General features: G+C 60.6%; 12 protein-coding genes. 7 read left to right on the top strand and 5 right to left on the bottom strand.

Translation table 11 applies throughout. From position 1 onward, the window contains the following. Position 1: 1 nt before the first annotated feature. Positions 2-1,114 (bottom strand): PorV/PorQ family protein, encoded by a 1,113-nt coding sequence (locus tag B0919_RS13345; RefSeq protein WP_078012760.1) that lies wholly within the window; start codon positions 1,112-1,114, stop codon positions 2-4. 375 nt (positions 1,115-1,489) lie between these two features. Between B0919_RS13345 and B0919_RS13340 the strand changes: the two genes are divergently transcribed. Then, a complete protein-coding gene (locus tag B0919_RS13340) occupies positions 1,490-1,885 on the top strand; it encodes a PadR family transcriptional regulator (protein ID WP_078012759.1) in 396 nt (131 codons plus the stop codon). Between the two features lie 24 nt (positions 1,886-1,909). After that, on the top strand, positions 1,910-4,561 hold the full coding sequence (locus tag B0919_RS13335) for a PspC domain-containing protein (protein WP_078012758.1): 2,652 nt from the start codon (positions 1,910-1,912) through the stop codon (positions 4,559-4,561). Positions 4,562-4,876: 315 nt separating this feature from the next. On the opposite strand, the gene B0919_RS13330 is transcribed toward B0919_RS13335, so the two are convergent. The 3 genes from B0919_RS13330 to mce form a co-directional block, all read right to left on the bottom strand. Continuing rightward, positions 4,877-6,313 carry a CCA tRNA nucleotidyltransferase gene (locus B0919_RS13330; RefSeq protein ID WP_078012757.1) on the bottom strand — a complete coding sequence of 479 codons (1,437 nt, stop codon included), beginning with the start codon at positions 6,311-6,313 and terminating at the stop codon, positions 4,877-4,879. A 237-nt stretch (positions 6,314-6,550) separates the two neighbouring features. Then, positions 6,551-7,132: an L-threonylcarbamoyladenylate synthase gene (locus B0919_RS13325; protein WP_078012756.1), complete on the bottom strand. Its 582-nt coding sequence runs from the start codon at positions 7,130-7,132 to the stop codon at positions 6,551-6,553. Positions 7,133-7,135: 3 nt separating this feature from the next. Beyond that, a complete protein-coding gene (mce, locus tag B0919_RS13320; protein ID WP_078012755.1) occupies positions 7,136-7,543 on the bottom strand; it encodes a methylmalonyl-CoA epimerase in 408 nt (135 codons plus the stop codon). Between the two features lie 193 nt (positions 7,544-7,736). Between mce and B0919_RS13315 the strand changes: the two genes are divergently transcribed. From B0919_RS13315 to B0919_RS25270, 5 genes are all read left to right on the top strand, one after another. Then, the gene (locus tag B0919_RS13315; RefSeq protein WP_078012754.1) at positions 7,737-8,951 is read left to right on the top strand and encodes an IscS subfamily cysteine desulfurase; all 1,215 of its coding nucleotides are present in this window, start codon (positions 7,737-7,739) and stop codon (positions 8,949-8,951) included. Between the two features lie 108 nt (positions 8,952-9,059). Next, positions 9,060-9,476: a Fe-S cluster assembly scaffold IscU gene (gene iscU / locus B0919_RS13310; protein WP_078012753.1), complete on the top strand. Its 417-nt coding sequence runs from the start codon at positions 9,060-9,062 to the stop codon at positions 9,474-9,476. A gap of 91 nt (positions 9,477-9,567) precedes the next feature. Then, positions 9,568-9,975, top strand: coding sequence for a hypothetical protein (locus tag B0919_RS13305; RefSeq protein WP_078012752.1), 408 nt, complete (start codon positions 9,568-9,570; stop codon positions 9,973-9,975). 73 nt (positions 9,976-10,048) lie between these two features. After that, entirely contained in the window at positions 10,049-10,375 is a 327-nt protein-coding gene (locus tag B0919_RS13300) for a HesB/IscA family protein (protein ID WP_078012751.1), read from the top strand. A 154-nt stretch (positions 10,376-10,529) separates the two neighbouring features. Then, positions 10,530-11,159, top strand: coding sequence for a hypothetical protein (locus B0919_RS25270; protein ID WP_078012750.1), 630 nt, complete (start codon positions 10,530-10,532; stop codon positions 11,157-11,159). A 101-nt stretch (positions 11,160-11,260) separates the two neighbouring features. Here B0919_RS25270 and B0919_RS25265 read toward each other — a convergent pair whose 3' ends face one another. Next, on the bottom strand, positions 11,261-11,806 hold the full coding sequence (locus B0919_RS25265; protein ID WP_176133037.1) for a T9SS type A sorting domain-containing protein: 546 nt from the start codon (positions 11,804-11,806) through the stop codon (positions 11,261-11,263). Between the last annotated feature and the right edge of the window lie 386 nt (positions 11,807-12,192).

The following is a 12,192-nucleotide window of genomic DNA, read 5'->3' as shown; positions in this document are numbered from 1 at the left end:
TTTATTTGAAACCGTAGCCCAGCGACACCATCACCGAGTTGGCCTGCGAGCTTTGGCCGGCTATTTTCTCGATGGCGAGGCGCGAAAGAGCCACATCCAGGCGCAGGCCGCTCAGGGCCAGGCCCACGCCCAGCGTCGGCTGCACCGACCATTGCTCCTTCAGGCTGACGCTGCTTACATACTTCTGCACGTTGGTGGCCCCGCCGCGCAGAAACACCAGGTTGCGGTAGCCCAGCTCCAGACCGGCGTGCGGGGCAATGCTCACCAGGTCCGAAGACACGAGCGTATTGCGCTTGCCATCGGTGGTCATTTCCAAGTCTACGGCCGCTACCAAGGACAGGTCCTTGGGCAACGTAAACTGTCGGCTGACGCCCAGTACAAAGCGGGGCAGAGCAATTTCGGTGCTGTTCTTGGGCACGCCCGCGAGCGAATCCATGGAAGCCGTGAACTTCTCCGGGTGCATCGACCACACGTTGTACGTGGTGGTGATGTCGCGCGCCATCAGGCCGAAGCGCCAGCTGCCGCGGGTGTACTGCGCCCCGGCATCCACGCCAAAGCCCCAGGCGTTGCCGAAGCTGCCGTAGTTGCGGTAGATGATTTTGGCGTTGGCCCCGACCTGCAGCCCTTCTACCGATTCCAGCTTGCGCGCGTACGAGAGCAGCATACCGTAGTCGGCCACCGAGAAGTACGTCACCCGGTCGTAGAGCACCTGGTTGTACTGGTTGATCAGCGACTGGGTGTTGGGAATATCGTCGACGCCGACGCGGATGATGGTTGCGCCGATGGCGCTGCGCTCATCCAGCGGCATGGAGAAAGCCGCGTAGTCGTTTTTCACCACGCCCGAAAACAGCTCGGAGTGCATCAGCACGGCGTCGTACTTGGTTTTCTGGCCTACCAGCCCGGCCGGGTTCCAGTAGCCGGCAGTGGCGTCCTGGGCCAGGCTCACCTGCGTGCTGCCCATGGCCTGGGCGCGTCCGCCTACCCCGATGTTGAGGAATTCGTTGGTGTACTTCGGCGTCTTGTCTTTCTTGACGGCCTGGGCCTGCGCTGCGCCGGTGCTAACCAGCGAAACAGCCGATAAGACGATGATACTGCGGCGGAAGAAGTGTGGCATAGAGTAATGCGTAAAAGCCGGGCATGGGGTAAGCGGCTTCCCAACGCAAGTTACTTATTAATAGTGCGAGCCGCAGTGTAAAAACGTCCGGTGGCCTTGGCACCCTTTCGCGCTCAGACTAGCTCGGTTGCCCTATTCCACTAAAAAGTTTCGCTACGATGGTTATCCGTACCTAACCGTATGAATTTTCCAGATTCCATCAAATAGAAAGTATCAAGCGCAATAAACTATAATCCAATAGTTTACACACTAAGCAGCCCAACTACTTACCGGTGAACATCGCACAACCAAAATTATTTTAGCCTAGTACCTTGCGTTACAAAGTACCTGCCTTTATATTTGTACCATTCTTCACCGACTACCGCCCGCAAGCCTATGAAAGTCGAAAACACCCAAGTGCAGATGCGAAAGGGCATCCTCGAATTCTGCATTCTGGAAATCATTGCGCGGGGCGAGGTGTATGCCTCCGACATGCTGGAGGAGCTAACCCAAGCCCGCATGATCGTGGTGGAGGGGACTCTGTATCCCCTGCTCACCCGCCTCAAGAACGCCGGCCTGCTCGACTATACCTGGAAGGAGTCGAGCAGCGGCCCGCCCCGCAAGTACTACACCCTCACGCCGGTGGGGCAGGACTTCCTGCACGAACTGCGCCTGACCTGGGAGGAAATCGAAGATTCCATCCAGATTATCCGCACCAAACCCAATGGCGCCGCGCCCAGCCCCCTTGGCGGCCTCGTCCCGCCCACTCCCCTGCCGGACGCGATTATCTAACCACCGCTTAGTTGCAGCACTGCGATGAAAAAGAATATCAGCATCAATCTGCAGGGTCTTATCTTCCACATTGAGGAAGATGGCTACGAAGTACTCCAGCGCTACCTGCAGGACGTCAAGGCGCACTTCAGTACCTTCCGCGGACACGAGGAAATCGTGGCCGACATCGAAGGCCGTATCGCCGAAATCTTCGCTGCCCGGACTTCCACCACCAAGCAGGTCATCACCTTCGAGGACGTGGAAGCCATGATGGCCAAGATGGGCCGCGTGCAGGACTTCCAGAACGACGGGGCCCTCGACGAGGACGAGGAAGAGGTACTCGTGGCCGGCACGGCGGCTTCCGGCGGCATCGGCGCGCCCGACGGCCCCTTCGGCCCGGCCGGCGCGTTCGGCAAGAAAGGCCCGTTCGGCCCGGAGGGTCCGTTTGGCTCCAAAGGCCCCTTCGGCGCGGAAAGCTCGTCGAGCGCCGAGGCCGATGCGCCCCGCCGCCTGTACCGCGACATGGGTAACCGCCGCGTGGCTGGCGTGGCTGCCGGCCTGGCCCGTTACTTCAACGTCAACCCCCTCTGGGTTCGCCTGGCCTTCGTGCTCACGCTGCTCTCGCCCGTTATCGGCGACTTCGTGGGCGCCCTGCCGGCCATCAGCTTCCTGACCTACGTGGTGCTCTGGATTTCGCTGCCCAAGCGCTACGACGACAACACCCCGATGCCCGACGACGACGTGACGCGCAAGCTCTTTCGCGATACGGACAACGGCTCCATCGGTGGGGTAGCGGCCGGCCTGGCCCACTACCTGGGCGTGGAAGTAGCCGTGATGCGCATCGTATTCGTGCTCAGCATCTTCATCGGGGGCACCGGCCTGTTCCTCTACCTGATCTTGTGGATGGTGGTGCCCCCGGCCCTCTCCCTCACCCAAAAGGCGCAGATGCGGGGGGAGCCCGTGACGCTGTCTGGTTTGGAAAACAGCCTACGCAACCCGCAGCCGGCTGCTAACCGCCCGGTCGGCGCGTTCCTCGAAGAATTTGCCCGCGCCGTGCGCCCCGTGGCCCGCGTGTTGGGCACCATCATCCGGGTGTTCGTGGGCCTGATGTTCCTGTTCATTGGCTTCGCCCTGCTGATCGGGCTGCTCGTGCTGGCTGGCGTGGCCCTGGGCTGGATTCCGGAGTCGCAAAACATCCACTTGGGCGATGCGCCCGCCTTTGCCGTACTGGCCGGCGTGCCGGGCTGGTTCGTGCTGAGCGGCTTCCTGGCCGCGGGTATCCCGGTGCTGCTGCTGCTCTTCGCTGGCGTGGGCCTGCTGGTGCGCCGCTGGCTGATGAGCCGCACGCTCACCATCCTGCTGCTGGGCCTCTGGATGCTGGGCATCGTGGGCTCCATCTTCGGCGGGATACGTCTCTCGCAGGAGTTCCAGGAGCAGGGCTACTTCACGGCCAAGCGCAACCTGGGCACCATTGCCAACCCCACCATCACGCTGAGTACCCGCTCGTTCGACTACAGCCGCTCTTGGGAAATGACGCCCGACCTGAGCTTGTCGGCCGCCGACAGCGGCAACGTGGTCACGCTGATCGAAGACTACTCGGCCCACGGCCGCACCGAAGCGGCCGGCGCCGCCCTGGCCCGCACCAGCGTCAGCTACCGCGCCGCCATCCGCGACTCCTCCGTGGTGCTCGATGACCGCTTCACCTTCAAGCCCGGCGCCGTGTTCCGCGGCCAGCAGCTAAACCTGACCCTGCGCCTGCCCCGCGACAAGCGCATCCGCCTGACCCGCGACTTTGCCTACTTACTCGACGAGGACGACTTTGTGGGTGACAACCGCCCGGAAGACCCCGAAAAGCACACGTACGAGCTCATCGGCCGGCAACTGCACTGCCTCGACTGCAGCACGACCGATCTGCCCGAGCGCGACGAGGACGGCGACGACTTTTCGGCTGACGTAAACATCGGCGACGTGCGCATCAAAGTTGGCGACGATGGCAAGGGCGTGGACTTCTCCACCGACCCGGGCGACTACGGCGACCAGCACGAAACCTACAGCTTCACCAACTTCGACGACATCGACGTTGCGGGCGCTTACAACGTGGTTATCCGCCGCGGCGAGCAGCACAGCGTGGATGCCTACGGCTCGGAGCGGGCCCTGCGCAACCTGGAGGCCGAAAGCCCCGGCAACGAGCTCAACATCTCGCCCCGTAGCCGCGGCTTCTTCAACCTCGGCTCCCGCAACGACGCCAACAACCGCGTGCTCATCGTGATTGAAACTCCCGAGCTGAAAGACCTGGAGCTCAGCGGCGCCGTGCAGGCCCACGTAATGGGCTTCGACAACGACAACGAACTGCGCGTGGAGCAGACCGGCGCCAGCAACCTCTCCTTCCAGGGCAGCTGCCAGCGCTTGATGCTGGGCCTGAGCGGCGCCTGCCACACTACCCTCGAAGGCCGCGCCGACCGCCTGGAAATCGACGGCTCCGGTGTGTGCAACGTGCAGGCCGCCCGCTTCCCGGTGCAGCGCGCCAAAGTAGAGCTCAGCGGCGCCAGCGAAGCCCGCCTCAACGTGGAGCAAGAGCTCAACACCGACCTTTCGGGCGCCAGCCACGTGGACTACAGCGGCAACCCGCAGAACGTGCGTAACCACAAATCCGGTGCCTCGCAGATCCGGCGCGTAGATGAGCAATCGGCGCAATAAAAAGCTGCCCGGTATGTACTTACCCTCCCGATAATCCTTACATTGGGTAGTGTATCCTTACCTGGCTGGCTGCGTAAGCAACCCTATATGGATTGTCCGCATCTTACTGCCGAACACTACGAGTTTTGGGGCCCCTTGGTGAGTGAATGGTTGCCCCCGAGGAAATTCGGCGCCTTTCCGAGCTGCAACTGGAAGGCAACGGTTTCCTCGAACTCGAAGTGAGTTGCCCGCGGTTCAATCCCAACGACAAAGCCGACGCGTCTGAGTAGCGCGTCGGCTTTGTCATGTTTGGTCCGCTGGGTGCGGCTTCCCGGCTCAGGCCAACTTCGGTGCGCCGGCACTAACGGTGAGGCCCTTCCGCTCGCCCAGGGCCAGCAGGAAAGGATAGGCCTCCGCCAGCTCGTTGCGCACCTGCCCGTCGAGAATGGCTTCGAGCACGGCGTCCTTCAGCTCGCCCACGGCCTTGGAGGGCGACAGGCCGAAGGTTTGCATGATGACTTCGCCGGTAATGACGGGCTTGAAGTTGCGCAGGTGGTCCTTTTCCTCTACCTCCTTTAGCTTCTCCTCCACCCGCTCGAAGTTCCTGAGGTAGCGCGCCACGCGCTGGTGGTCCTTGCTGGTGATATCGGCCCGGCACAAGCTCATCAGCCGGTCGATGTCGTCGCCGGCTTCGAAGAGCAAGCGGCGCACGGCCGAGTCAGTGACGGTTTCCTTCACCAGCGCGATGGGGCGCAGGTGCAGCTTCACTAGCTTCTGCACCATGCGCATTTCCTCGCCCAGGGGCAGCTTGAGGTCAGCGAAGATGCCGGGCGTCCAACGCGCTCCTTTGTCCTCGTGGCCGTGGAAGGTCCAGCCTACTTTCGGGTCGAAGCGCTTGGTGGCCGGTTTGGCAATGTCGTGCAGGATAGCCGCCCAGCGCAGCCACAGGTCGGCACCGGCGGCCACTACGTTGTCGAGCACCTGCAGCGTGTGGTAAAAGTTGTCCTTGTGGGCGTGCTGCCCGCGCTTTTCTACGCCCTGCAGCAGGGCCATCTTCGGAAAAATGAGCTGCAGCAGCCCCGAGGCAAAGAGCAGCTTGAAGCCGTAGCTCGGCTTCGGGGCCATGATGATTTTGTTCAGCTCGGTGGTAATGCGCTCCTGCGACACAATCTTGATCCGCTCCTTATTGCGCCCAATGGCGTCGAAGGTGTCGGGGTCGATGTCGAAATTCAGCTGCGTGGCGAAGCGAATGGCCCGCATCATGCGCAGCGGGTCGTCCGAGAAAGTAATGTCCGGATCGAGCGGCGTGCGGATGATGCCATCCTTCAGGTCCTGAATGCCGTTGTAGCGGTCGACCAGTGTCCCAAAGTCGTTCGCGTTCAGGCTCAGCCCCAAGGCGTTGATGGTGAAGTCGCGGCGGGCCAGGTCTTCTTCCAGCGTGCCGGCTTCCACTTCGGGCTTGCGCGACTCGGCACGGTAGCTTTCCTTGCGGGCCCCCACAAACTCCAGCTCGATTTCCGACGTCGGCAGCATGGCCGTGCCGAAGTTCTTGAACACGGTCACGCGCGGCCGGTTGGGCAGCTTTTTGCCCACGGCCTGCGCCAGCAGAATACCGTCGCCTACGCACACCACGTCCACGTCCTTGCTCGGCCGCTGCAAGGCTAAGTCGCGCACATAGCCCCCGATGACGTAAGCCGGGTAGCCCAGCTCCTGGGCGGCATCGGCGATGGTACGAAACAACGGCAAGTCGGGCAGCTGAGGCGGCAGGTTCATGCGAAACGTGGGTCAATGAGCCCGCAAAGGTACGGCAGCCTGGAGAACTGGCGCCGGTTTAGCGGCGGAAGCCGCGTAACCGGTGCCCAACATTAGGTAGGCTTTCAGCCTGCGTACGGCGCCTGACCGCAGGACTACCGAAATAGTCCAACGTTCGACGCAGGTTGAAAACCCGCTTTATTTTCGGCGCCGGTTACCCTCGCGTTGCTCGCCAAACCGGCGCCAGTTCGCAGCTGCCTAATCCCGCAGCACTTCCAGCTCGCCGTTGTCGAGCACGCGTACCACCCGCGACGGCGCCGCGCGCGTTTCGTCGTTCTGCCGCCAGCCCACCACGTGGTCGGCGCCGCGCACAATGGTCGGTGCCACCTCCTTGTATATAGCCGGCGTCGGCTCGCCGCTGACGTTGGCCGACGTCGACACCACGCCGTGGCCCAGCCGGCGCACCAGCTTATGCGCAAACTCATCGTCTTTTACCACGCGCAGCCCCACGGTGCCGTCGGCGGCCAGCAGGTTGGAGGCCAGGTAGCGGCTGCCTTTCACGACGTACGTAGTGGGCCGCTCCTGCGTGGCCAGCAGTTCCGTCAGGTTTGCGGGTACCTGCTCGGCGTAGCGGGCAAACATGGCTTCATCGGCCACCAGCACGATGCAGGCTTTGTCGGCGGGGCGCTGCTTGAGCTTGTACACCTTGTCCACCGCCCGGGGCACTTCCGCGTCGCAGCCGAGGCCCCACACCGTATCAGTTGGGTACAAGATGACCAGCTGCATCAGCAGCGCATCCACGGCGGCATCGACTTCTTCGCGTAGTTGTTTCTGGCTCATGGCTTACTCCTTAATAGACTGGCACAGCTCCACCAATACGCCGTGGGCCGACTTCGGATGCACAAAACACACCAGCTTGTTGTCGGCGCCGCGCTTGGGCTCTTCGTTCAGCAGCACGAAGCCCTCCTGGCGCAGCCGCTGCATCTCGGCCCGGATGTCATCTACCTCAAAGGCCACGTGGTGGATGCCCTCTCCTTTCCTGGCCACGAACTTGGTGATGGCGCTATCCTCGGTGGTACCGCCCAGCAGCTCTATCTTGGAGCCTCCTACCTGAAAAAAGACCGTATCCACGCCTTCGCTTTCCACGGCTTCGCGTTTGTAGGGCTCGGCGCCCAGCAGCTTGGTATACAAAGCAGTAGCAGCTTCCAGGTCCTGCACGGCCAGGCCCAGGTGTTCGAGGTTGGTGAACATATAATAAGGAGTGAAAAAAACGTTCGGCGCGGCCGCCACTACGTTATTTGGATTGTGTCTACTTTTGTGTGACAAAAGTAAACCTCCGGGTTCGTTTCGCTGTTCTACCTGCGAATCATTCTCCACTAGCCTGCAGCCTCCTGTGGTTTCCGCGGCGCAGTGGTTACCTTTGCTTCGACAACACCAAGCTACCATGCTCAAGCTGCCCATTTACCTCGACAACAACGCCACCACGCCGATGGACCCGCGCGTGTTGGAAGCCATGTTGCCTTATTTCACCGACCAATTTGGCAACGCGGCCTCGCGCAACCACCCGTTTGGCTGGCAGGCCGAGGAGGCCGTGGATTATGCCCGCGAGCAGATTGCGCAGCTGATCAATTGCGACCCGAAGGAAATTATCTTCACCTCGGGCGCTACCGAATCGGACAACCTTGCTATCAAAGGCGTGTACGAGATGTACGCCCAGAAGGGCAACCACATCATCACCGCCACCACCGAGCACAAAGCCGTGCTCGATACCTGCAAGCACCTGGAGAAGCAGGGCGCCCGCGTTACCTACCTGCAGGTAAACGAGGAAGGCCTCATCAGCCTGGAGGAACTGGAAGCTGCTATGACGCCCCAGACCATTCTGGTGGCCATCATGTACGGCAACAACGAAATCGGCGTGCTTCAGGACATCCGCGCTATTTCGGCCATTGCCAAGAAGCACGGCGCGCTGTTCTTCTCCGACGCTACCCAGGCGGTAGGCAAAGTGCCCGTTGACGTTATTGCCGACGGCATCGACCTGATGGCCTTCACCGGCCACAAGATGTACGGCCCCAAAGGCATCGGCGCGCTGTACGTACGCCGCAAAAACCCGCGGGTGAAAGTAACCGCCCAGATGGACGGCGGCGGCCACGAGCGCGGCATGCGCTCCGGCACCCTGAACGTGCCCGGTATCGTGGGCCTGGGTAAGGCCTGCGAGCTGTGCCGCTTGGAAATGGAATCGGATACGGCTCGTATCTCGGCCATGCGCGACCGGCTGGAGCGTGAGCTGCTGACGCTGGAAGAAAGCTACGTAAACGGTTCGCGGGAGCACCGCCTGCCCCACGTGGCCAACATCTCCTTCAAGTACGTGGAAGGCGAAGGCCTGATGATGGGCGTGAAAGACCTCGCGGTGTCGTCGGGTTCGGCCTGCACCTCGGCTTCGCTGGAGCCTTCGTACGTGCTTAAGGCCCTGGGCCTGAGCGACGACCTGGCGCACTCCTCGCTGCGCTTCGGTCTGTCGCGCTTCACCACCGATGAGCAGATCGACTACGCCATCAACCACGTAAAAGAAGCGGTGACGAAGCTCCGCGAAATGTCTCCGCTGTGGGAGATGTTCAAGGAAGGCATCGACCTCAACTCCATTGAGTGGGCTGAACACTAAGACCAGTTAGCGAGTTAATGAGTTTGAGAGTTTATGAGGGATTTAGGTCCTCAACTCTTAAACTCAAAAACTCCCAAACTCATAAACTCTCAAACCCTTAAGTCCGTCATGGCTTACTCCGATAAAGTAATCGACCACTACAGCAACCCGCGCAACGTGGGCACGCTGGACAAGAGCAAGAAAAACGTGGGCACCGGCCTGGTCGGCGCTCCTGAGTGCGGCGACGTAATGCGCCTGCAGATCGAGGTGGACGAAACCACCAACGTCATCACCGATGCCAAGTTCAAGACCTTCGGTTGCGGCTCGGCCATTGCTTCCTCGTCGCTCGCTACCGAGTGGCTGAAGGGCAAATCGGTGGACGAGGCATTGAACATCGACAACATGGAGATTGTGGAGGAGCTGGCCCTGCCGCCCGTTAAAATCCACTGCTCGGTGCTGGCTGAAGACGCCATCAAGGCTGCCATCAACGACTACCGCGTGAAAAACGGTCTGCCGGAGCTGGAAGCTGCCAAGTCGCACCACTAAGTAGAACTGAGAGCGTAGAAGTGAGCAGTCAGACTCCGAATACGGGGCTGATTTCTCACTTCTAAGTTCTGACTGCTCACTTCTATACCGAATGGAAGTTTCCTCCGACGTGCACGTAGAGAGTGCGCGCATTCAGCGGCAAATTGCCGAAGCTCTGGGTTTGCCGGCCGATCAGCTGGTGTTTGATTTCCGGCAGATCGACGGACAAACGCGGCTGGATTTGATTACCGTGAATCCGCGTCACCAGCAGAGTTTTCTGTTTCGCTACGAGCTGGGCTACGACAAGCTGGATGCGCTGCGCAAGATGCTCGGCTACGTGCAAAGCTCGCGCGACAGCGAAGCTTCCTACACCATTCAGTGGCGGGCTCGTGGTGGCAAGGAGCTGCAAACCTCCTACTTCCGCGCCCACAACGCCTACGAAGCCCTCGACAAACTTTACTACGGCCGCGACCTGAACACCATCACCGTGTTTAGCGTCGTGCTGAATCCTTCTTCCTAGTTGTTTGTTATCAGACAGGACGCGCTGCTGACGTGCCCGCCTGACAACTGGCAACCGACAACTGACAAGCGACATGATTACCGTTTCTGACAAGGCCAAAGAGAAAGTAGCTGCCCTGCGCCAGGACGCGGGCCTTACCGACGCTTTCCGCCTGCGTGCCTCGGTGGCCGGCGGCGGCTGCTCGGGCCTGAGCTACAAGCTCGACTTCGACGACGAGGTGAAGCCCATGGACCAGGAGTTTGAGGATAAGGGCGTGCGCGTGGTGGTCGACATGAAGAGCTTCCTGTACCTGGCTGGTACCGAGTTGGACTTTTCGGACGGCCTCAACGGCAAGGGCTTCTTCTTCAACAACCCCAACGCTTCGCGCACCTGCGGCTGCGGCGAAAGTTTCTCGGTATAACCGTTTTGCCAACGACTTCATGACAAGCCCTCCTGCCCAGCGGCGGAGGGCTTGTTTGTTTTCTGCTCAATTGGAGCTTATCGTTCTAACTGGCGGGCCTAATCGGGTTATTAGTACCTTGCGTGCTTCTTTCCCCAGTCATTAGCTCCGCGCAATGAAGAATACTCTGATCCAAGCGCGCCTGCGCCGCGATGAAGCAGTTAGCGCCTTTCTGGCCGCCGAAACCGCCCATTACACTGATATTGAAGCCGACGTAGCGCCCCTGCGCCAGCAATTGAGCGCTGCATTAGCGCAGGCGCAGGAACTGGCCGCGCAAGGCGAGGCATCTGCGTCGCCAACAACCGCCCGCCCCGTTGGCGTACGCCGGCAGCTGACTTTGCTGCTGCAGCGCTTTTCGGTAGCTATGCGCGCCTTGGCTACCAGCGCCAAAGATCCACGTTTGGCCGCGCTGGCCGGCCGCGCGAACGGGTTGCGTAAGCTTTCCGACCAAGCCTTGGTGGAGGAAGCCCGCCGGTTGCTCAGCTTAGCGCCCGAACGCGCCGCAGCCCTGGCGCAGCGCCGCTTTACTAAGGAACATTACCAACAAGCCCAAAGCCTGCTCAGCGAGCTGCGCCGCAACCTCGCAGCCAGTGGGGAGAACAGCCCGGCTAATAGCCTAGAGCGCTTGCTCAAGCAGAATGCCCGTGCAGTGGCCTCGTTGCGCACGTTCTTCCGCATTTACGAGCAGGACGAACCCGAGCTTTGGCAGCGCTTTCGCGCAGCAGCGCGCACCGAGCGGGGCTAAACGCCACTAACTGCTGATTGGGTCGTCTGAAACCGTTCAAACAACAAAGCCTTGCCGCGCTGGCAAGGCTTTGTTGTTTGAGCACCACGTTGCGTGGGCCTTTATTCAGCTTTGATGAACCGTTGCACCGAGCGTTGGCCATCGGCCGTTGCCTCGAAGAAGTAAGCACCCGGACGTAGGTCGGAGACATTGAGCGTGGCGTTGGCCGCAATGGCGCCTTTGCGCAGTACCTGACCCACTGGGTTGAGGATGCGCCACTGCACGGCCTCGCCGCTGAAGCGCACGTCTAGTTGGCTAACGGCCGGGTTGGGTGTCAGCAGTACCTGCCGCTTGCCGCCCTGCACGACAACCACGGGCGAGTAGTGGACGGAACCGTCAAAATCGACCTGGCGCAGGCGGTAGTAGTTCGAGCCGCTCAGCGGCTGGGCGTCGGCGAAGGAATAGGACGTGGCTACCGACGTAGTGCCTTTACCTTGTACCGTGCCAATGGTCTGGTAGTCGCGGCCCTCGGCGGAGCGCTGCACCTCAAAACGGTCGTTGTTCAGCTCCTGAGCCGTGGTCCACTTCAGCAGTACCGAGCTGGTTTGGCGGATGCCGGTGAAGGAAGCCAGCTCAACGGGCAGGAGTTGTCCGCCCCCATCCAGCACCAGATTATCAATCCGCAGCGCTGTTTTGGCTGGAGCCGTTAGCTGAATAGACGCTTGAAAATTATATGTTCCGGTTGGTAAGTTGATGGTTACTACGCCTGCGCTACCGTTGCTAAGGATAGTTACATCTGCAAGAGAAGCCCCCGGTGCCGTAATAGCGCGGGTCAGGGTGCCAGTGTTGTAATCCCACGCCGCCGAACCGTTATTGGCCCCGGTAATACGCAGTGTAGTTACTTGATTGTTGTTAAGTGTGACTGTAACCAATATGGAGCCATTGTTATCTAAGCCTCCGTTGCCTAACGTGACACTGGCGAGATTAAACCTGAAAAAAGCTGCTGCGGTACCCGTAACACGTATTTGACTAGTGGTAATAGCAGTAACCGGGT

Origin of the sequence: Hymenobacter sp. CRA2 (assembly GCF_002007105.1) — a bacterium.
Lineage (GTDB): Bacteria > Bacteroidota > Bacteroidia > Cytophagales > Hymenobacteraceae > Solirubrum.
The sequence above is the reverse complement of the archived record's forward strand: the minus strand, read 5'-3'. Positions and strand labels throughout refer to the sequence as shown.